Raw genomic sequence first — 19671 nt, 5'->3', positions numbered from 1 at the left:
TGTCTCCGTATGCTCTTTTACGTTTAAGGACTATATAGGGCCATAATGGACAAGTACCCGGACCAAAAGCGCGCAGTGCAATATCTTTACCCGCCGATCGACCCGTTCGATCAGCGCATGGTCGATGTGGGCGATGGTCACCTTATCTATATGGAACAATGCGGCAATCCGGATGGCCTGCCGGTGGTCGTGTTGCACGGAGGCCCAGGTGGCGGATGCAGCCCCGCAATGCGGCGCTATTTCGATCCGGACGTCTTTCGGGTGATTCTGTTTGATCAGAGAGGCTGTGGACGCTCGCGCCCGCACGCGTCGGTCACAGACAACACAACCTGGCATCTGGTGGCCGATATCGAACGGCTGCGCACCCTGTTGAACATCAGTGACTGGGCCGTTTTCGGCGGAAGCTGGGGCGCAACCCTGGCGTTGATCTATGCGCAGGCGCATCCCGACCGGGTGAATAGGCTGATATTGCGCGGCGTGTTTCTGGCAACGCAGGCCGAGCTGGACTGGTTCTATGGTGGTGGCGCGGGCAAGTTCTGGCCCGAGCAATGGTCCAAGTTCACCGCTCTGCTCTCCGAGACAGAGCTTTCCGATACGATTGGGGCCTATAACAAACGCCTGTTCTCAGGGGATCGGGCGACTGAGGTTCTGTACGGACGGGCCTGGTCCGCCTGGGAAAATGCGCTGGCGTCAATCCATTCGAACGGATCCACCGGAGAAAGCCCGGGTGAGTATGCGCGCGCCTTTGCCCGGCTTGAGAACCACTATTTCATCAATCGGGCTTTCCTTGATCAGGACGGGCAGATTCTGGAGCAGATGGATCGGATCGCTCATATTCCCGGCCATATCGTTCAGGGCCGCTATGACATGATCTGCCCACCGCATTCTGCCTGGAACCTGGCCGAGCGCTGGCCGAATGTCGAATTGAAGATGGTCCGTCAGGCGGGCCATGCCCTGTCTGAACCCGGCATCAGTGCCGAATTGGTCCGCATTATGAACCGCGTGGCCGAGGGGGTAGCATGACCCGCATTGACCGCCGCGCGTTGTTTGCATCAGGTGCCGCTGCGGCGCTGTTGGCGGCAACAGGCGCCTCACTGGCGAATACGCCCAAGCCGGGCGGAACCCTGCGGCTTGCGGTGCCGCGTGACGACAGTCTTGAACAGGTTGCACGGGGGGCGGTGTTTGACACGCTGACCGAAATCGCACCGGACGGTACCTTGCGAGGTGAGCTGGCAACAGGATGGCAGACCGATACGGATGCCCGGATCTGGACGTTTGATCTGCGCGATGATGCGGTGTTCCACGACGGCGTAGCATTGGATATCGCTGATGTGATGGCGGTTTTGGCCGAAGTCGGGCGCGCCGAAGCGCTGGCCCCTAACCGGCTGCATCTTGAACTGTCCAAACCTAATCCCGGCCTGCCTTTCCTGCTGGCCGAAAGTCAATTTGTCATCCCGCGGGCTGGTCAGAGCGTCAAACCGCTGCAGATCGCCAATGGCACCGGATGCTACCGTGTCGAACGGGCTGAGGATGATCGCCACTTTCTGGGCCGCAAAGTTGTTGACCATTATAAGAGCACTCAGGCCGGCTGGGCGGATGCTTTTGAGATTATCGTCATTCCTGATGCCCGCGTCCGGGCCGAAGCATTGCGGGATGGCTATGTGGATATTGCTGCCCTGCCATCATCCGAAGGCTTGAATGGGCTGCGCGGTCTGCGCCTTCACCCCAGCGAATCGGATATTGCGCTGGCGGCGGCTGCTCATGTTGGTATGCCCCAGCAGATCGGTGGCGCGCGCGCGCTGGACGACGGACGCATCGCTGAACGGTGGTGGTTGGCGTAAATTCCGGTCAGGGTTCCTGCCGGGGGTTGCAGACTCGGGAAACCCTGCGTATATGCAGTTGCAACAGCGGCGTGTCAGACTTCTGGTCTGGGGCTCCACCGGGAATTTCGACGGGCCGCGCGCCCGTTTTTTTGTGCCCGACTGACAGGGTAGAGTAGCTGATGACAAACGAACTGATAGCCAAAGCTGCCATTGATCGGAGACTGGCCGAGATCATCACCCCAGTGATCGAAGATCTGGGGTATGAGCTGGTCCGTATCCGCCTGATGAGCGGCAAGCAGACCACCTTGCAGATCATGGCCGACAAGCCCGATGGTGGCATCGAAGTGGATGATTGCGCCGAGATATCGAACGCAGTCAGTGCCACGTTGGATGTCGAAGATCCGATCCTTGACGCCTATGCGCTGGAAGTGTCCAGCCCCGGCATCGACCGGCCTCTGACACGTCTCAAGGATTTTGAGATGTTCGAGGGCTATGAGGCAAAGATTGAAACCGCCGAACTGATCGAAGGCCGTCGCCGCTTCAAAGGTGAGCTGGCCGGGATCGAAGGCGATGAGGTTTTGATCAATATCTCCGAGGGAGATGAGACGATCACCATCGGCTTGCAGTTTGACTGGCTAAGCGATGCCAAGCTGGTCCTGACCGATGATCTGATCAAAGAGATGCTGCGCCAGCGCAAGGACGCCGGTGCCCTGAACGAAAACGCTTTCGACGAGATTGAGACCGAAGGGTCCGAAGAGGAGACGAACTGATGGCAATCACCTCAGCCAACCAGCTGGAGCTGCTGCAGACCGCCGAGGCCGTGGCCCGCGAAAAGATGATCGACCCCGGTCTGGTTGTCGAAGCGATGGAAGAATCGCTCGCCCGTGCCGCCAAAAGCCGCTACGGCGCCGAGATGGATATCCGCGTCAGCATCGACCGCAAGACCGGTAAAGCGACCTTTACCCGCGTCCGCACCGTGGTTGAGGATGAAGAGCTTGAGAACTATCAGGCCGAGATGACCGTCGAGCAGGCCAAGCAATACATGGAAGCGCCGGAAGTCGGTAGCGTCTATGTCGAAGAAGTGCCTCCGGTCGAAATGGGCCGGATCGCGGCGCAATCCGCTAAGCAGGTGATTCTGCAAAAGGTTCGCGAAGCCGAGCGCGATCGCCAGTACGAAGACTTCAAGGATCGCGCAGGTACCATCATCAACGGTGCGGTCAAGCGCGAAGAGTTCGGCAATGTCATCGTCGATCTGGGCGGTGCCGAGGCTGTTCTGCGCCGCAACGACAAGATTGGCCGCGAAAGCTATCGCCCCAATGACCGTGTGCGCGCCTATATCAAGGAAGTTCGTCGCGAGGTTCGTGGCCACCAGATCTTCCTGTCGCGCACCGCGCCTGAATTCATGGCTGAACTGTTCAAGATGGAAGTGCCGGAAATCTATGACGGCATCATCGAGGTCAAAGCTGTTGCTCGTGATCCCGGATCGCGCGCCAAGATCGCTGTCATTTCCTATGACGGCTCGATCGACCCTGTCGGTGCCTGCGTTGGTATGCGCGGCAGCCGTGTGCAGGCCGTCGTGAATGAGCTGCAGGGCGAAAAGATCGACATCATTCCATGGAATGAAGATCAGCCCACCTTCCTGGTGAACGCGCTGCAGCCCGCCGAGGTGTCCAAGGTGGTTCTGGACGAAGAAGCCGGCAAGATCGAAGTTGTGGTTCCCGAGGAACAGCTGAGCCTCGCCATCGGTCGCCGTGGTCAGAACGTACGTCTGGCCAGCCAGCTGACCAACCTGGACATCGACATCATGACCGAGGCCGAAGAATCGGCGCGTCGTCAGAAAGAGTTCGAAGCCCGCACCGGCCTGTTTATGGAAAGCCTGGATCTAGACGAATTCTTTGCTCAGTTGCTGGTATCGGAAGGCTTCACCAACCTGGAAGAAGTCGCCTATGTCGAGCTTGACGAGCTGTTGGTCATTGACGGCGTCGACGAAGGCACCGCGCAGGAACTGCAGACTCGTGCGCGTGAGCACCTGGAAGCACAGGCCAAAGCGGCGCTGGATGCAGCGCGTGAGCTGGGTGTCGAGGACAGCCTTATTGAATTCGAAGGTCTGACACCCCAGATGGTAGAAGCGCTGGCCAAGGACGACGTGAAAACGTTGGAAGATTTTGCCACCTGCGCTGACTGGGAACTGGCTGGTGGTTGGACCACAGTTGATGGTGAGCGTATCAAGGATGACGGCGTTCTGGAGCCTTTTGGCATAACGCTGGAAGAGGCGCAGGATCTGGTCATGACCGCACGCATCATGTTGGGCTGGGTTGATCCTGCCGAACTGGAGCAGGCTGAAGAAGACGGCGTAGCGGCCGACGAGGAAGCCGAGGCCTGATCGCAGGCTTCGGGTGGCGCACATGGGTCGCGGTGGCGTCCATAAGGATCGGTCTGACGGACCCGAACGCAAGTGCATTGCCACTGGCGAGGTTCAGCCTAGATATGGGCTGATCCGCTTTGTGGTCGGGCCAGACGGTCAGGTCTTTCCTGATGTCGCGGCAAAACTGCCGGGGCGCGGTGTTTATGTCTCGGCCGACCGCAGCGCGTTGGACAAAGCCATCGGCAAGAAATTGTTCGCGCGGGGGTTCAAGGCGCAGGTCACTGTGTCAAAGGATCTGGCCGATGAGGTTGAAAAGCAGATTGCGCGGCGCGTGATCGAGCTTTTGAGCCTCGCGCGCAAGTCCGGTGATGCGGTTGCTGGCTATGAAAAGGTCAAGGCAATGCTGGACCGGGAAGAGGCCCAGGTATTGCTTCAGGCTTCTGATGGATCGGGGCGTGGCAAGTCGAAACTCAGCACGCCGCACTTTGGGAAATACATCGGCTGGTTGACCGCAGACGAACTTGGGGCGGCATTTGGGCGCCAAACCGTGATTCATGCGGCCTTGGCCTCTGGCGGACTCGCCAAACGTGTTGTAGAGGAAGCGCAGCGCCTGCATGGCTTGCGCGAAACGGATGACGGCGGCAAGGGCCGCGCGGAAGGGTAAGAAGCTTTATGAGCGATAGTGACGGCAAAAAGACATTGGGTCTTCGTGGCGGGGCGCGCCCCGGAAATGTGAAACAAAGTTTCAGCCACGGACGTACCAAGAATGTCGTGGTGGAAACCAAACGCAAACGCGTGGTGGTCCCCAAGCCGGGTGCGGCCAAAACCGGTGGTGGAGCTACGCCATCAGGTGATCCGTCGCGTCGTCCAGCCGGGATTTCCGACGTGGAAATGGCGCGCCGGATGAAGGCGCTGCAGGCTGCCAAGGCGCGTGAGGTCGAAGAGGCCGCCGAGCGTCAGGCCGCTGAAAAAGCGCGCGAGGAAGAGCGTGCCCGTCGCCGTGCGGAACTAGAGGCCAAAGAGCGCGAACAGCGCGAGGCCGAAGAACGCGCGCGCGCCAAGGCCGAAGAGGAAGAACGCAAGCGCAAAGAGGCTGAAGATGCCGCTAAGCGTGTCGCGGCGACCCCGACTCCTGAAGAGCCAAAAGCCGCCCGCAGCCCGGCCAGCAAGCCTGCGCCCGCAGCAACGCCACGCAAGCAGGATCGCGAGCGTGAACAGCGCGGCACGCGCACCAAGGGCCGTGACGATAACCGCCGTTCAGGCAAGCTGACTCTGGGTCAGGCGACCGGTGGTGAAGGCAACCGCCAGCGTTCGATGGCAGCCATGAAGCGTAAGCAAGAGCGCGCGCGTCAGAAAGCCATGGGCGGCGCTGTCGAGCGGGAAAAGGTTATCCGTGACGTACAGCTGCCCGAGGCGATTGTCGTGTCCGAGCTGGCCAACCGTATGGCCGAGCGTGTCGCGGACGTTGTCAAATCGCTGATGAACATGGGCATGATGGTCACGCAGAACCAGACCATTGACGCTGATACTGCGGAACTGATCATCGAAGAATTTGGCCACAAGGTCACGCGCGTCTCGGCCTCTGACGTCGAGGACGTCATCAAAGAGATCGAAGACAGCGAAGGCGATCTGCAGTCGCGTCCGCCGGTCATTACCATCATGGGTCACGTTGACCACGGTAAGACCTCGTTGCTGGACGCGATCCGCGACGCTCGCGTTGTGGCGGGTGAGGCCGGGGGTATTACCCAGCATATTGGCGCTTATCAGGTGAAAACCGATGGCGGCACAACGCTGTCTTTCCTGGATACACCGGGTCACGCGGCCTTTACCTCGATGCGTTCGCGCGGGGCGCAGGTCACGGATATCGTGGTTCTGGTTGTTGCTGCGGATGACGCGGTGATGCCGCAGACGATCGAGGCGATCAACCACGCCAAAGCGGCGGGTGTCCCGATGATCGTTGCGATCAACAAGGTCGACAAGCCGGATGCGAACCCGGACAAGGTGCGCACCGATCTGCTGCAGCACGAAGTCATCGTTGAGAAAATGTCGGGTGAGGTTCAGGACGTCGAAGTGTCCGCCATTACCGGTCAGGGTCTGGATGAGCTGTTGGAAGCCATCGCGTTGCAATCCGAAATTCTTGAGCTGAAAGCCAACCCGAATCGCGCCGCCCAGGGTGCCGTGATCGAGGCGCAGTTGGATGTGGGCCGTGGACCTGTTGCTACCGTTCTGGTTCAAACCGGTACATTGCGTCAGGGCGATATCTTTGTTGTGGGTGAGCAATACGGTAAAGTCCGTGCACTGATCAACGACAAGGGCGAACGCGTCAAAGAGGCAGGCCCCTCGGTTCCGGTTGAGGTTCTGGGTCTGAATGGCACGCCCGAGGCCGGGGACGTTCTGAACGTGACCGAGACTGAAGCGCAGGCGCGTGAAATCGCCGCCTACCGTGAACAGGCCGCCAAGGACAAACGCGCCGCCGCCGGTGCCGCAACCACCCTTGAACAGCTGATGCAAAAGGCCAAGGAAGACGAAAACGTCACCGAACTGCCAATTCTGATGAAAGCGGACGTGCAAGGTTCTGCCGAAGCCATCGTTCAGGCGATGGAGAAGATCGGCAACGACGAAGTGCGCGTGCGGGTGCTGCATTCAGGCGTCGGCGCGATCACCGAAACGGATGTCGGCTTGGCGGAAGCGTCCGGAGCCCCGATCTTGGGCTTCAACGTGCGTGCCAATGCTTCAGCCCGGAACACCGCGAACCAAAAGGGCGTGGAAATCCGCTACTACTCGGTGATCTACGATCTGGTCGACGACGTGAAAGCCGCCGCATCAGGCCTGTTGAGCGCCGAGATCCGCGAAAAGTTCATCGGTTATGCCGAGATCCGCGAAGTCTTCAAGGTTACAGGCGTTGGCAAGGTTGCTGGCTGTCTGGTTACAGAAGGCGTGGCGCGTCGTTCCGCAGGTGTCCGCCTGCTGCGCGACAACGTGGTGATCCACGAAGGCACGCTGAAGACGCTGAAGCGCTTCAAAGACGAAGTGGCCGAGGTTCAGTCGGGTCAGGAATGCGGTATGGCATTCGAGAACTATGACGATATCCGCGCCGGAGACGTCATCGAAATCTTCGAGCGCGAAGAGGTCACCCGGACACTGGATTGATCCGGACAGAACTGAAATTCGGAAAACAGCGGCTCTAACGGGCCGCTGTTTTTCTTTTGGAGAGCTGACGTGAGCCTTTGACTTTATGCGCGAGTTTGTTTGAAGTTAATCATCAAGTCGCACCGGGTAGCCTTGGTTCAAGAGGCAAAGTAAATCTAGGTTGGTGTCGGCTATGCGGTCAAAGCAGCCTTATGCAACTGCTGCTATTGCTGACGCAGCATCGGTGAGCAGCTGCTGCACGCGCATCGCTGCGGTGCAACTTTTTTCGTCAAACCGGCCATTCAAGGCAAGGTCATAGTCCGAATTTCGAACGGAGCTTTCGGTGCATCCAGATTGGACAATCTGGACGCATGAAACAGCGCTCATTGCTTACGATGGCGACAACGAGCGCTTCCAGAATGCGCCCCGAAAAATTGACCTGGTGAATACTAGCGGCAATGCGGGAGGCACACGCACCAGCGCTGTCTGATCAGTCCGTTGAGAAGCAATAAAACAGACCCGCCCCGCCAGAACGTGGCAGATGTTCTTCTCCACAACCACGCGAGCCGTGCGACGAGTTCCAAGACACCATGTTTCGCGCATCATTGAGACCCACACGGTCATGATGTCCGACAATCGCGGACCCGTCTTCACTATTCGAAGTCCAGTTGCTGCATGTCGTATCGCCACCTGCCGTCGAGAAATGTCCGGCAGAATCGGAGCCAGTCAAAATGTCATGTTTGTTCGGCTGACTACCACGCCCATTTACAGGGTTACCGTTTTCATCGAGTGCGGTCAGAATACTAATGTTCACGCTGTCGCTGTGTAGGTCTTCTACATTGTTGGCGATGAGTTCTCCCTTGGCATTGTACCATGGACCCGCCCCGATTCGGTCGCGTGCCGAAATACCGTTGGTTATTGTCATCGGGTCGGTGCTGCGATCAATGGACATTGACGTGCTCAGATAGGCCGAAAAAGTTTTGGAAGAACCGACCGCAGAAGCAAGTGCATTACAATGAGCATCGGCGCCGTCGAGGCCGCCTAGATTGGCACCGTCTCCTTTGCCTACACTAGTGATGAAGAACGACATCTCATCGCCTGCCGATTGTGCCTGAACGATTGCCGCGAAACAGCAGATTACGAGTGCAGCAACCCCATGGACAGCTGTTCTGTTGGTGAACTTCGACATGTGATTCTCCCTTCTTGCTGTTTGATCTCCGATGCTAGCCGTATGCATTGCTTGGGTCCACGATTAGCGCACAGGGATTAGAGAACATGACAGTTCAGCCTTCGAAACATATCTTGACGGAATATTGGTCGGCACAGACGTTATGGCCGACTTTCGTCACCATTGTGGCAAACCCAAAATGGGGTTCGCACGAAACTTTCGCCGCGAGTATTGCGAACGCCCGGTCTGACAGACGTACTCCACCACCGTGCTGTGATCGATTGCCTCAGATGCTGGACAAAGCAGCTTTCCGACTTGACTGCGGCAATGTCCGTAGTCAGCCTAAAGCCGCTATTGCGCTGAATGCCTTGCATCGGAATGTCGGCCTTTGAAACACTGAACTCGTAATGCTGCTCTGCAAATAATGCGACTGCTTACAACTGTTTTTGGGTGATTTCAGTTGGCTAGAGCTTTGGCTATACGTTCAACCAAGGCCCGTTGCACGAGAGCAAACCTTGGTGTCTGCGCGATTTCCTCTAGTGTTGCGACCCAGAGCGGAACTTCGATTTGGGGATTCATGCCGTGCGATCTATGAAGGCGGGGGTCAGCATCGCCGATGAATTCTGGTAAAAATGTCTTGCCCGCTCCGGAAGCGGCCATCTGCTGAAGCACCAAAAAACTGTCTGCTCCGTTGGTAGCTTGTTCGGTTTTCGCGTTTTCTGCTAGCCACTTGGCAGGCAGAGAGCGGCTCAACGCGCCGTCAAGCCTCATCCATTTACGATTTGGGGAACCATCATCATAGACCCCAAACGACAATGTACCTGATCGTTCTCCGACCAGGCCGTCCTCAAGTTTAATCGATGGGCGCACAGCGATATCCGCAGTCAGCCGGGATAGATCACGGTGGCTGTTGCTACTCAACAAAGTCAGTTCCAACCCTGGGTACTCTTTGGAAATTTCATTCAAAATCTGAGGCAATACCATCTGGCAAAGACTGTCAGTGGACGTGATGCGAACGTGACCAACAGGAGAGCGGTTCGCGCCTACGATTGCCCTCTCTACTGAAAGCACCGCATCTTCAACGTTTTCCATAGCCGAGAGAATTGTTCTGGCCTCAGGCAGCGCGGAATATCCAGAAGAGCTCTTCCGAAAAATCGCACAGCCACTTCTCTGTTCAAAGGCAACCACTCTGCGCAGGACTGTCGCATGCGTTACCCGCAAAGCTTCCGCCGCCGAGTTCAGCGAACCGAATCTATCAACGGCAAGCACATATCGAATGTCATCCCAATTATCGTTGTTCATAAATTAACAGGAGGCGGCGAATAACAAACAATTACAAGTAAATTCGTTCAAGCTAACATTCGAAGTATTGAACAGGGAGAGACATCATGATGAAGAAGTTCTCAATTTTGGCGGCAGGCATTTTGTCTGTAGCGGCCATTGGCGCAGCCATCGCCCATGAAAGCGAAAATCCGGCTGTGAAAGCTCGGACCTCAATCATGCAGCTCTATTCCTTCAATCTTGGTACACTTGGCGGCATGGCCAAAGGCGAGGTGGGCTATGATGCCGAGGCCGCAACACGGGCTGCAAACAACCTTGTTGTACTAACGCAGATCGACCAATCCGCGATGTGGCCCGCAGGATCCGACAATGTATCCGATCCGTCCACCCGAGCGCTGCCTGCGATCTGGGAAAACTTCGCTGACGTTGGTGCGAAAGGGCAGGCTATGGCAGATGCCGCTGTTGCGATGCAGGCTGCGGCAGGGCAAGATGTTGATGCCCTGAAAGCGGCTATGGGCGATCTGGGTGGAAGCTGTTCGGCATGTCACAAAGCGTACAGAGCGCCAAAAGATTAATTGGTAGATAGCTGTGAAGCGGTTTTTCCTTTTCACCGCTTTCGTTGCACTCTTGGTTGGGTTGGCAGGTTTGGTGCTGACCCGACCACAAAGAACGGATCAATCTAAACTCGACGGTTTGCATCCGGATCTCACCAGAGGCGAAATCGTGTTCCACGCCTCAGGATGCGCATCTTGTCATTCAGCGCCGGATGCGGTTGGTGAGGACAAGCTCATGCTCTCCGGTGGTCGCCGGTTTGAGACGGAATTCGGCACGTTCATTGCCCCCAACATTTCCAGTGACCCAGAAGTTGGTATTGGGTCCTGGTCTGCCCTGGATCTGGCCAATGCCTTGATCCATGGGACCGGACCCGAAGGGCAGCACTATTTTCCAGCGTTTCCCTATACATCTTACGCCAACATTACGGCCGAAGACGTTATTTCGCTCCTTGCATTCCTCAGAACCCTGCCAGCGTCCAAAGCCGAAAGCGTTTCTCATGAAGTCGGTTTTCCTTTCAATGTTCGTCGTGGATTGGGGGGATGGAAACTGTTGTTCATGACACCAGGCTGGGTAGTCGAAGGTGATTTGACCGACCAACAAAGACATGGCAGGTATTTAGTGGAGGCGTTGGGTCATTGCGCTGAATGCCATACCCCGCGAAATGGCTTAGGTGGTCTGAAACGAGACCTTTGGCTGACAGGTGCACCAAATCCAAACGGGAAGGGTCGCGTCCCGGGCCTTACCTCAGACCAGCTTGATTGGTCCGAGGCCGACATTTCCGAGTACCTCAAATCTGGCTTTACACCGGACTATGACAGCGCTGGTGGTGAGATGGTGGAGGTCATCGAGAACACATCTCGCCTCACCGATGAGGACCGTTTGGCGATTGCCGCTTATCTCAAGGCGGTTCCTGTTTCGTCGGCGGTGCTTCCATCAGAGTAACAGTCGTTTGGCGCCATGCAGGGGGACCAGATGCTGTCGTCGATCGCCGGTAGGAAGCCGCAGGGCCTATTCCCTTTTCACCAACCACCTGTTTTACGTTTTGAACGTCGGAGCTCAGCAATATCCCGAGATTCTGTTCATGATTGATTGAGCGTTGTGGCCAAATGACACAAATAATCGCTCTTTAATCTATTCCAATATCCATTGCGGTACTGGCTCTGAAACTGTTGGCTAGGTGGCTGACAGGCTCGGTGGCGTTGTTGTCGGACGCAATGGAATCTACCGTGAATGTCGTTGCGGCGTTGCTGGCATACTTTGCGGTTCGGGTTGCCAATAAACCCCCTGATGAAAACCACCCCTTTAGTCACAAAAAAGCTGAGTATCTTTCCGCTGTCGTCGAGGGCGTATTGATTGTTCTGGCGGCGTTCTTGATCATCAGAGAAGCTGTACTGGCACTCCCAAACCCGCATCTTGAGGATGCGCCTCTTTTTGGAATCGCCGTCAGTGTCATTGCAACGGGCGTGAATGGCGCATGGGCTTACCTATTGCTCAAAATCGGCAGTCGCGAGGGGTCGCCTGCATTGGAGGCGAGCTCCCGGCACATTTTCACAGATGTCATGACCTCAGTTGGTGTCATCGCAGGTCTGATACTTGCACTTGTCACCGGCTGGCTGATCCTCGATCCGATCCTGGCAATTCTTGTTGCACTGAACATCTTGTGGGAGGGCTGGAAAGTTATTCGGGCGTCTGTCGATGGACTGATTGATGTGACCCTTTCGGATCATGACTTGCAGACTGTTACTAATGCAATCGAAGCAAATCTCGGCGCAGCCTTGGAGTACCACGACCTCAAAGGGCGTAGATCCGCAAACGTCATCTTTGTGGAGTTTCATCTTGTTGTGGACGGCACAATGCCAGTCAGCGCGGCGCATGATATATGCAATGACATCAAGGAAGAATTGGATCGTTTGTATCCGGGTTCTGTCTTTGTCATTCACCTCGAACCTGATGACGAGCTGAAGGGTGACCGGGTTAGTTCCCGCTAAACTGGTCACATGGCTCAGCAAAAACTCCATTGGTTTGACTGATCTGACTAAGACGTTCGGCTTGAAATTCGTCAGACCTAAGCCCGATGTGGGGAAGCCGAACCAGAAGTAACCTGCCTCCAACGTCACGAAGCGTGATGCTCAAAATTGGAGGCGAAAATGAAAATTCAAAGAAAGCTGGGTCAACTTCTTAGTACCGCGGCGTTGGCTTCGTTGATCGCGGCAACACCTTATGTGCCAGCGTTTGATGCCGATGGTCGCCTACATTTTGAACCATCATATGCCTTTGCCAAGAGCGGCAGGGGAAGCGACGGGGATGGTCGCGATGATGATCGGGATGACGACAGAGATGATGACCGCGACGACGACCGGGACGATGATCGTGACGACAATTCGGGATCAGGCAAAGGTGGTCGCGACGATGATGATGACGATGACGACTCCAAACGCTCCAATAAGGGCAGCGGAAAGAAGGATCGGTCTCAAGCAGGTGGTAAACCCTTGGGTTCGGCCGGTGTAACAAAGGTCGAAACAAACGCTAACGGCATTGAAGTGCGTTACGCCGACGGAACCAAGGAGGAGATCGAAAACGGGCGGTATGAGAGAAAGAATGCTCAGAACCGAACTGTTGAGGAGCGCCCTGCGACCGGTGCTGACGTCTCAAGGCTTCGGTCTTTGGCGAATGGTATCTCAATCGACAACGTGCTCTCTTCTGGGCAAGGCGGCACTGCTGGAAGTCGACCTACGAAAATTGAACGCCAGGGCAACAATATCGAAGTGAACTATGCCAATGGTTGGAAAGAGGAGATCGAGTTTGGGCGCTACGAGCTGAAAGATCCGTACAACCGGACTGTTGTTGAGAGAAACGCAACGGCTTCCGATCGCCGAAGGTTGCAGTCGGTTGCCAACTGAGCTGCAACTCCAGTAGATAACCCGTTGGTGGCTTCTTGTAGAGGGGGCCGCCATCTTCGTACTAGAGACCGCTGTTAGTCTCCCTTGTTCCAAACATCATGGGCAATGAGCGCGGCCTCTACCCGGTTTCGCGCGTGAAGCTTGGACAGTATTGCCGTCATGTAGTGCTTCACGGTCTTTTCCTGAAGGTCTAACTCGTCAGCGATTTCACGATTACTCAGTCCTTTGGCTACACGTCGAAGTATTTCTTCCTCACGATGCGTAAGGTCATTGAGAATGCTGCTGTTCTTAGAGGTGCCGGTGTCAGCGTTGATTTGAAGCAGTACCCGCGAGGCCAAGCCCGGAGAAACGAACCCTTCACCTGCGGCGATGCTGCTTAAGGAAGCGGTCAATTCGCTCGCGGTTACTCCCTTCACGATGTACCCTATCGCGCCCGCCTCCAACGCGTCCGCGACGTCGCTGCTGTTCTCTGAGACCGTCAAGATTGCAATGAAAGGCGGATTTGCCATTGTCGCAATTTTACGTGTTGCGCTTATCCCGCCACCGGGCATCGAGAGGTCAAGAATGGCTATGTTCGGCTGATGCGTGACGACCAGCGATACTGCATCTTCAGCGCTGGACCCGGCAGCCAAAACTTCAAAACCATCAGCTTCATCCAGCGTGCGTTGCAAACCATCCCTGAATATCGGGTGATCATCAGCTATTACGACAGATGTAGTCATGATGTGCCTAACTTTCTGGGAAAGAGTGTCATAGAAACGGTGGTGCCCTCACCCGGTCTCGATGCGACTTCGAACCTGCCGCCAATACTCTCGACCCGATCCCGCAAGCCCATAAGCCCTTGGCCACCATCGTCTCGCAACGCGGTTTCTTCTGACCTGTCAAAACCAGGCCCGTCGTCTTTGACCTTTATAACTATGCGGTCGTTCTGCGCCTCAGAGATAACGGTGCACTTGGAAGCTGGAGCATATCTCGCGGCATTGGAAAGCGTCTCCTGAAGGAACCGAAAAACGCACAGCTTGTCGGACAATGACAACTCTGGGGCCTGGCTACCCAAAAGTGAAATATCCGGTCGCAACGGGCTGTGTTCGACGTGATCCTCTACGGCTCTCTTCACAACATCGACGAGTGACAAGCTGTCGATATCTGGCGCAGAAAGCCCTCGCGATATTGCACGAATTTCAGCCAGAGATTTTTGCAAAGACTGCTGAATTTCCTCTGCCTCTTTAGAACTTTCGGACTCTTTGGAAAACGCCGCCTCCAGTCTAAGGGCGGCGAGCGACAGATATTGCGCAGGACCATCATGTAGCTCGGCACCGAGATTTTTGAGGAACCGATCTGTTTGCGTGGCGTATCTTTCTGACGCATCTACTACACGCGACCGCAGCCGGGCATTCTGCTCGGCCATCCTCTCACTTTCTGTCAGGCGCTGTTTAAGAAGAGCCCCCTGTCGTCGAATAGTTTTGTCGCCAATTGCGACAATGGAATACAGAACAATAGTACTTGCCAGAAATGCGGAACCGACGACCAACCAACTTGTTCGCCTGGCCTTGGCTAAGTCTAACTCAAGCTGATCAGCTCTTTCGTAGAACTCCGCAACTGCGATGATTTCGCCGGACCAAAGTTCGCGGATGGGGCTGTAAACTTCAAGTAGTGGTATCCCCAAAGCCGCCTCGGCGGCGCTCTCGGCATGATCAAGCTCTTTGAAAGAGCCGGAGATGTCACCGCTCCACGCCCGCCTTAAGTCATCCGTTGGATTGAAACGGTTTCCAATGATGTCTGTATCAGAGGCATGTACAATCACACCGCCTTGCTTCCAGAATTTGTAGGAGACAATGCGGTCACGCATTGGCTGGGTCATGAAAATCTCGTCCAGCGCCAGGCTCGCCTGCTCAGAAAGATGGTTGCCATGTGCCAATTCCTGGCTGAGCGGGGATACTACGCTTTCCATATATAGCGCAGCGGAATTGGCGGAGTTTTGCACGACTGCGTTCTGGATTCGATTTGACACCCAGACCCCGACGATTGCGGTAGCAGTACCCATCACGAAAATGCTGGCCGCAAGAAAGACTCGCGACAGCGACCAATTGCCAATCGTCAGGTCAGTTACTTTCGCTCTCATCGTGAAATCGACTATGAACTACAATCTGTTATCGCACCACAGACCTTGGTCTGACGTGATCTGGCTAAATCTCAGATCCTGCGCTTCCGTCCAGTGGCCAGAGTCAGATATCGTCCATCGTTCTCAGTCTTTGCAGCATCGGGCATTGAACGTTTCCGCTATCACAATTGGCCGTAAGCTCACTCAAGGCGTACTCTAGGCGTCTGAGCTCACTAATCTTGCTTTGAACGCTGGCAATGTGTGCCTCGGCCAGTTCTTTCACTGATCGGCAGTCTTCGGCACTTCCTTCTGACAGCTCCAAAAGCGCCTTTGCGTCAGATAGAGGAAACCCCAGGTCACGGCACTTCTTCAAAAATCGAAGTCTTCCAACATCGCTTGCCGAATAGAGGCGACGATTGTTCAGAGCTCGTGCGGGTCTTGGTACGATACCTTCGCGTTCGTAATAGCGGATAGTTTCTATGCCGATCCCGCATTGCCGGGAAGCCTCGCCTATCGCAATCATGTGAAGTGCCTCCACTTGATCCTGTAGTTACTACAGGAGTTATACGCATTGAATGCTAGTGCCTCAACACAATCAAATCGCCTACCCAGGGAGCGAAAGATGAAAAAATATTTGACCCTCAGCTACCTGGGATCGGTTTCCGCTCTGGGGGTCGCGACATGCTGTGTTCTTCCAATGGCCATGATGTTGCTCGGCTTGGGTGGCAGTTGGTTGGCGATATTCGGAAAAATAGCGGCAGCAAGCTACTATGTTCTCGCCATCTCAACAGTGCTGGTCGCAGTTTCGTGGTTCGTAGCGCATCGAAACGGGACGTTGGCAAATCTGAAATGGTGGCTTGTCGGAAACACGGCGACTACCGCGTTGGCATGGGTCATCGTGTTCAATGAGGCTCAAATCAACGATTATCTAATCATGCAGATGTGAGACAATGACAAAACAAACTGTGGTGCTGGATAGCACTTTGACCTGCCCTCGGTGTGGGCACGTTGAAACCGAGAAAATGCCAACTGACTCGTGCCAGTGGTTTTATGAATGCAAATCATGCAAGGCAGTCTTGAAACCGTTAGAAGGCGATTGCTGTGTTTTTTGTTCCTACGCAACTGTCCCGTGCCCGCCAATTCAGTCAGGTGACTGCTGTTGTGGATAAGCGGGCCGCAACCGCAACATCAAAGAAAGGTTTTGATTGTCCGCATTGGCTCGTCGGCCAAAGTTTGCAAAGTCTGGTTTCTGCGCATCGCGACCATCAAACTCGCACAACTCTGCGCCATGGCTAACGGTAGCAAAGTCCGCGTCTCGCGAATTGCCTGACAAAACCTCGCTGCGCCCGGCACCAATAGCCGCTCTTTACGCCGCACTGCCGTGTTCAAGATGATGCCCGCGCAGCAAGAAAATCAAATTCACAGATTGGGGCTCAAATCGGACACTTGCGGTACCGCCACAAATGCAGGGATATGGCGACTTGCTCAGTGCATGACGCAAAGGTCAGAATATTCTATCGCCCAGCACCTATGATTACCGAGGAGTCGGCAGGAACGTGCTTGCGTGCATGATGATGTCGAAATGCTGCATCCCTTTCTGCAGATCAAAACTGACAGAATGCCCGCCTTTACGCAGCAATTCCGCATAGTCCCGGCTTTGACGAATGAATTCGGGTGTGTCGCGCTCGGCGACGGTTACATGGTAACGCGGACCGGGGGCGGGCAGGTGCAGAATGGGTGAGAGATCGTGTATTTCGACCGGGGTCAGTTGCAGCGGGTCATTCACCGGCGTCAGGCTGATCGGTTCAAGATCATAGACGCCGCTGATCAGAATCACCTCTCGTACTCGCAAGCCGGCGCGGGCTAGCGCATCGGCTGAAGTCGCCATCATCATGGCCGCCAGATGTGCCCCGGCGCTGTGCCCCGACAAGGTGATCTGCGCCGGATCGAACCCAAGGGCCGTCGCCTGTGATCCCAGCCAAAGCAGGGCATCGCGGCACTCTTTGATCATCTGATCCAGTCGGGCCTCAGGTGCGAGCGTATAGTTCAGCGTTGCAAAGGCTTGCCCGTTTTCCACCAGTGTAGGGGCCATCATCGCCGACTCACGCTGACTGAGCGCCTGCCAGTAACCTCCGTGAATAAAGACATGCAGCGGAGCGTTGGCCGTCGACGCAGGAAAGAAGTCGAGCACCTGTTCAGATGTTTCGCTGAAGGGCAGGTTTTCCCGGCATTCCATCCGGGCGCGGTTCTGCGCACTCAGCGCGGCGTAGCTTTCAAGATAGGGTGTCAGATCGCCGCCAACCATCGAACTGGGAGAATACTCCTGCTCCAGCTCTGTCTGAGTGAAACCACGATACAGCATCGCCTACCCCTGCCCGCTATACATCAATTCGGTGCGCACATCGTAGAGATCGTGAAAGAACCGCAAGTCCAGCGCTTTGCGCAGGAACGACACACCGCTGGACCCGCCTGTACCTGGCTGGTTGCCAATAACTCTCTCGACCGCAGTGACATGGTCAAACCGCCAGCGCTGAAACAGAGATTCAACGTCCATCAGCTTTTCGGCCAGCGCATAGAGGTCCCAATACTGATCGGTATTGTGAAACACCTGCGCCCAGATTTTCACCACGCGCGGGTCGCCGGAATAGGGTTGTGCAAAGTCACGGTTCAGCAGGTCATCAGGCACGTCAAACCCTTGCCGGGCCAGCATGTGCAGCACTTCGTCGTAAAGCGAAGGCTTGGTCAATGCGGCTTCCAATAATTCCATGACTTCGGGATCATGCTGATGAACCTTCAGGGTCGAGGCATCCTTGTTGCCCAGAATGAATTCAATCTGACGATAGCCATAGCTTTGAAATCCCGAGGAGCTGCCAAGTGCTTGCCTAAAGGTCATGTAATCGGCGGGGGTCATGGTCAGAAGCGTTTCCCACGCGGAAATCAACTGCCGCTGGATTGCTTTGACCCGGTCGAGATTCTTCATTGCCGGGCCAAATTCGTCCTCTTGCAGAAAGCGGCGCACTTCGACCAGCTGGTGATGCATCAGCTTCAGCCACAGCTCGCTGACCTGATGGATGATGATGAACAGCATCTCATCTGGTTGCGCGGGATCCTGAAACGTCTTTTGCAGATTCAGTAGGGTTTTGAGCTGCAGGAAATCGCCATAGCTCTTGCGGTGGGTTTCGGCGAAATCCGTGACCAGAGTGTCCTCGATCCCGCGTTCAAGATACCGGTTGTCCTTGTCGCTCATCTGCGCCTCCAAACACCTGAGTTCCCTCCTGTTTAGGGGGTGAAGCCGTTTAACGCCAGAGGGTTAGGTCCAATCCAGAACAACCTTGCCGGATCGACCTGATTTCATCTCGCCAAAGCCCTTGGTGAATTCATCAACCTTGAAACGGTGCGTGATCACTCGGCTGACATCCAAGCCGTTTTGTAACATGGCAATCATCTTATACCAGGTCTCGAACATCTCGCGCCCATAGACACCTTTGATGGTGATGGCCTTGAATACGATGCGGGACCAGTCCACGGGGGATTTTCCAGGTGGGATGCCCAGCAGAGCGATCTTGCCGCCCATCACCAGTGCCTCGACCATCTGGTCCAGTGCAATTTGTGAACCTGACATCTCTAGCCCGACGTCAAAACCTTGCTGCATGCCCAGTTCGGCGATCACGTCCTGCAAATCTTCCTTGGTCACATCGACAGGGCGCAAGGTTGGCACAACATGCGCAGCCAGCGTCAAGCGGTCCGGATTGATATCGGTGATCACCACATGCCGCGCGCCTGCATGGCGGGCCACGGCGGCGGCCATGATGCCGATGGGGCCTGCACCGGTGATCAGCACATCCTCACCCAGCAGATCAAAGCTGAGTGCAGTGTGCACAGCATTCCCCAACGGGTCGAGAATGGCTCCGATTTCGTCGGGAACGTCATCGGGCAGGGGCACCACGTTGAAGGCAGGTAGTTTCAGGTATTGCGCAAAGGCACCCTGTTCGTTGACGCCGATTCCGCGCGTGCCGGGATCCAGATGGAACTTGCCAGCGCGGCTTTGGCGGCTGTCGGTTGTGATCAGGTGCCCCTCGCCGGAGCAGCGCTGGCCGATCTCAAGCCCGGTCACGTTGCGCCCGATCTCAACGATTTCACCGGCAAATTCATGGCCGGTGATCATCGGGGTGGGCACCGTGGCGGCGGCCCAGTCGTCCCAGTTCCAGATGTGGATATCGGTGCCGCAGATGCCGGTCTTGTTGATGCGGATCAGCACTTCATCAGGGCCGATCTCGGGCACCGGGGCCTGCACCATCCACAGCCCCTCCTCGGGCTTGGATTTTTCCAGCGCTTTCATCGTATTGGGT

At 55.8% G+C, this 19671-nt stretch carries 20 protein-coding genes; 12 read left to right on the top strand and 8 right to left on the bottom strand.

Going from position 1 to position 19671, the window contains the following annotated elements; all coding sequences use genetic code 11:
* Positions 1-45: 45 nt before the first annotated feature.
* The 6 genes from pip to infB all read left to right on the top strand — a co-directional run bounded on the left by pip (position 46) and on the right by infB (position 7338).
* Entirely contained in the window at positions 46-1023 is a 978-nt protein-coding gene (pip, locus tag AC2FHX_RS17565; protein WP_142638265.1) for a prolyl aminopeptidase, read from the top strand.
* Positions 1020-1841: an ABC transporter substrate-binding protein gene (locus tag AC2FHX_RS17560; protein WP_282022177.1), complete on the top strand. Its 822-nt coding sequence runs from the start codon at positions 1020-1022 to the stop codon at positions 1839-1841. The genes pip and AC2FHX_RS17560 overlap by 4 nt, the downstream gene beginning before the upstream one ends.
* 161 nt (positions 1842-2002) lie before the next feature.
* Positions 2003-2593 (top strand): ribosome maturation factor RimP, encoded by a 591-nt coding sequence (gene rimP, locus AC2FHX_RS17555; RefSeq protein WP_282022176.1) that lies wholly within the window; start codon positions 2003-2005, stop codon positions 2591-2593.
* On the top strand, positions 2593-4206 hold the full coding sequence (gene nusA / locus AC2FHX_RS17550) for a transcription termination factor NusA (protein ID WP_142638259.1): 1614 nt from the start codon (positions 2593-2595) through the stop codon (positions 4204-4206). The genes rimP and nusA overlap by 1 nt, the downstream gene beginning before the upstream one ends.
* Before the next feature lie 22 nt (positions 4207-4228).
* Complete coding sequence (locus tag AC2FHX_RS17545) at positions 4229-4852, top strand: RNA-binding protein (RefSeq protein WP_496703106.1); 624 nt, start codon at positions 4229-4231, stop codon at positions 4850-4852.
* An 8-nt stretch (positions 4853-4860) separates the two neighbouring features.
* Positions 4861-7338, top strand: a complete 2478-nt coding sequence (gene infB, locus AC2FHX_RS17540; protein ID WP_496692727.1) for a translation initiation factor IF-2 — start codon at positions 4861-4863, stop codon at positions 7336-7338.
* A 469-nt stretch (positions 7339-7807) separates the two neighbouring features.
* Here the strand turns inward: infB and AC2FHX_RS17535 are convergent, their stop codons facing one another.
* Both AC2FHX_RS17535 and AC2FHX_RS17530 read right to left on the bottom strand, forming a co-directional pair.
* Positions 7808-8506, bottom strand: a complete 699-nt coding sequence (locus AC2FHX_RS17535; RefSeq protein WP_281973611.1) for a hypothetical protein — start codon at positions 8504-8506, stop codon at positions 7808-7810.
* A 435-nt stretch (positions 8507-8941) separates the two neighbouring features.
* Positions 8942-9787, bottom strand: a complete 846-nt coding sequence (locus AC2FHX_RS17530; protein ID WP_496703107.1) for a LysR family transcriptional regulator — start codon at positions 9785-9787, stop codon at positions 8942-8944.
* A gap of 86 nt (positions 9788-9873) precedes the next feature.
* Between AC2FHX_RS17530 and AC2FHX_RS17525 the strand changes: the two genes are divergently transcribed.
* The 4 genes from AC2FHX_RS17525 to AC2FHX_RS17510 all read left to right on the top strand — a co-directional run bounded on the left by AC2FHX_RS17525 (position 9874) and on the right by AC2FHX_RS17510 (position 13221).
* Positions 9874-10341: a c-type cytochrome gene (locus AC2FHX_RS17525; protein WP_281973609.1), complete on the top strand. Its 468-nt coding sequence runs from the start codon at positions 9874-9876 to the stop codon at positions 10339-10341.
* Positions 10342-10354: 13 nt separating this feature from the next.
* Positions 10355-11263, top strand: coding sequence for a c-type cytochrome (locus tag AC2FHX_RS17520; RefSeq protein WP_496692730.1), 909 nt, complete (start codon positions 10355-10357; stop codon positions 11261-11263).
* A gap of 191 nt (positions 11264-11454) precedes the next feature.
* Positions 11455-12309, top strand: coding sequence for a cation diffusion facilitator family transporter (locus AC2FHX_RS17515; protein ID WP_496731009.1), 855 nt, complete (start codon positions 11455-11457; stop codon positions 12307-12309).
* A 159-nt stretch (positions 12310-12468) separates the two neighbouring features.
* Positions 12469-13221, top strand: coding sequence for a hypothetical protein (locus tag AC2FHX_RS17510; protein ID WP_246097202.1), 753 nt, complete (start codon positions 12469-12471; stop codon positions 13219-13221).
* Between the two features lie 74 nt (positions 13222-13295).
* Here AC2FHX_RS17510 and AC2FHX_RS17505 read toward each other — a convergent pair whose 3' ends face one another.
* The 3 genes from AC2FHX_RS17505 to AC2FHX_RS17495 form a co-directional block, all read right to left on the bottom strand.
* A complete protein-coding gene (locus AC2FHX_RS17505; RefSeq protein WP_496703110.1) occupies positions 13296-13943 on the bottom strand; it encodes a response regulator in 648 nt (215 codons plus the stop codon).
* Positions 13940-15343, bottom strand: a complete 1404-nt coding sequence (locus AC2FHX_RS17500) for a sensor histidine kinase (RefSeq protein WP_142635991.1) — start codon at positions 15341-15343, stop codon at positions 13940-13942. The genes AC2FHX_RS17505 and AC2FHX_RS17500 overlap by 4 nt, the downstream gene beginning before the upstream one ends.
* Before the next feature lie 103 nt (positions 15344-15446).
* Positions 15447-15845 carry a MerR family transcriptional regulator gene (locus AC2FHX_RS17495; RefSeq protein ID WP_496703112.1) on the bottom strand — a complete coding sequence of 133 codons (399 nt, stop codon included), beginning with the start codon at positions 15843-15845 and terminating at the stop codon, positions 15447-15449.
* Positions 15846-15944: 99 nt separating this feature from the next.
* On the opposite strand from AC2FHX_RS17495, the gene AC2FHX_RS17490 reads away from it, so the two are divergent.
* Both AC2FHX_RS17490 and AC2FHX_RS17485 read left to right on the top strand, forming a co-directional pair.
* Positions 15945-16268 carry a hypothetical protein gene (locus AC2FHX_RS17490; protein ID WP_496692734.1) on the top strand — a complete coding sequence of 108 codons (324 nt, stop codon included), beginning with the start codon at positions 15945-15947 and terminating at the stop codon, positions 16266-16268.
* Positions 16269-16272: 4 nt separating this feature from the next.
* A complete protein-coding gene (locus AC2FHX_RS17485) occupies positions 16273-16491 on the top strand; it encodes a GDCCVxC domain-containing (seleno)protein (RefSeq protein ID WP_496690570.1) in 219 nt (72 codons plus the stop codon).
* A gap of 365 nt (positions 16492-16856) precedes the next feature.
* Here AC2FHX_RS17485 and AC2FHX_RS17480 read toward each other — a convergent pair whose 3' ends face one another.
* From AC2FHX_RS17480 to tdh, 3 genes are all read right to left on the bottom strand, one after another.
* On the bottom strand, positions 16857-17684 hold the full coding sequence (locus AC2FHX_RS17480) for an alpha/beta hydrolase (RefSeq protein WP_496703114.1): 828 nt from the start codon (positions 17682-17684) through the stop codon (positions 16857-16859).
* A 3-nt stretch (positions 17685-17687) separates the two neighbouring features.
* Positions 17688-18569: a tryptophan 2,3-dioxygenase gene (locus AC2FHX_RS17475; protein WP_496703115.1), complete on the bottom strand. Its 882-nt coding sequence runs from the start codon at positions 18567-18569 to the stop codon at positions 17688-17690.
* 63 nt (positions 18570-18632) lie between these two features.
* Positions 18633-19661, bottom strand: a complete 1029-nt coding sequence (tdh, locus tag AC2FHX_RS17470) for an L-threonine 3-dehydrogenase (protein ID WP_496703164.1) — start codon at positions 19659-19661, stop codon at positions 18633-18635.
* Positions 19662-19671: the final 10 nt, after the last annotated feature.

This window comes from Ruegeria sp. CDSC042, assembly GCF_059610745.1.
The sequence above is the reverse complement of the archived record's forward strand: the minus strand, read 5'-3'. Positions and strand labels throughout refer to the sequence as shown.

Bases quoted from the DNA above. Each gene is read 5' to 3' on its own strand.
- pip (WP_142638265.1), top strand. From the start codon at position 46: ATGGACAAGTACCCGGACCAAAAGCGCGCAGTGCAATATCTTTACCCG.
- AC2FHX_RS17560 (WP_282022177.1), top strand. From the start codon at position 1,020: ATGACCCGCATTGACCGCCGCGCGTTGTTTGCATCAGGTGCCGCTGCG.
- rimP (WP_282022176.1), top strand. From the start codon at position 2,003: ATGACAAACGAACTGATAGCCAAAGCTGCCATTGATCGGAGACTGGCC.
- nusA (WP_142638259.1), top strand. From the start codon at position 2,593: ATGGCAATCACCTCAGCCAACCAGCTGGAGCTGCTGCAGACCGCCGAG.
- AC2FHX_RS17545 (WP_496703106.1), top strand. From the start codon at position 4,229: ATGGGTCGCGGTGGCGTCCATAAGGATCGGTCTGACGGACCCGAACGC.
- infB (WP_496692727.1), top strand. From the start codon at position 4,861: ATGAGCGATAGTGACGGCAAAAAGACATTGGGTCTTCGTGGCGGGGCG.
- AC2FHX_RS17535 (WP_281973611.1), bottom strand. From the start codon at position 8,506: ATGTCGAAGTTCACCAACAGAACAGCTGTCCATGGGGTTGCTGCACTC.
- AC2FHX_RS17530 (WP_496703107.1), bottom strand. From the start codon at position 9,787: ATGAACAACGATAATTGGGATGACATTCGATATGTGCTTGCCGTTGAT.
- AC2FHX_RS17525 (WP_281973609.1), top strand. From the start codon at position 9,874: ATGATGAAGAAGTTCTCAATTTTGGCGGCAGGCATTTTGTCTGTAGCG.
- AC2FHX_RS17510 (WP_246097202.1), top strand. From the start codon at position 12,469: ATGAAAATTCAAAGAAAGCTGGGTCAACTTCTTAGTACCGCGGCGTTG.
- AC2FHX_RS17505 (WP_496703110.1), bottom strand. From the start codon at position 13,943: ATGACTACATCTGTCGTAATAGCTGATGATCACCCGATATTCAGGGAT.
- AC2FHX_RS17500 (WP_142635991.1), bottom strand. From the start codon at position 15,343: ATGAGAGCGAAAGTAACTGACCTGACGATTGGCAATTGGTCGCTGTCG.
- AC2FHX_RS17495 (WP_496703112.1), bottom strand. From the start codon at position 15,845: ATGATTGCGATAGGCGAGGCTTCCCGGCAATGCGGGATCGGCATAGAA.
- AC2FHX_RS17490 (WP_496692734.1), top strand. From the start codon at position 15,945: ATGAAAAAATATTTGACCCTCAGCTACCTGGGATCGGTTTCCGCTCTG.
- AC2FHX_RS17485 (WP_496690570.1), top strand. From the start codon at position 16,273: ATGACAAAACAAACTGTGGTGCTGGATAGCACTTTGACCTGCCCTCGG.
- AC2FHX_RS17480 (WP_496703114.1), bottom strand. From the start codon at position 17,684: ATGCTGTATCGTGGTTTCACTCAGACAGAGCTGGAGCAGGAGTATTCT.
- AC2FHX_RS17475 (WP_496703115.1), bottom strand. From the start codon at position 18,569: ATGAGCGACAAGGACAACCGGTATCTTGAACGCGGGATCGAGGACACT.
- tdh (WP_496703164.1), bottom strand. From the start codon at position 19,661: ATGAAAGCGCTGGAAAAATCCAAGCCCGAGGAGGGGCTGTGGATGGTG.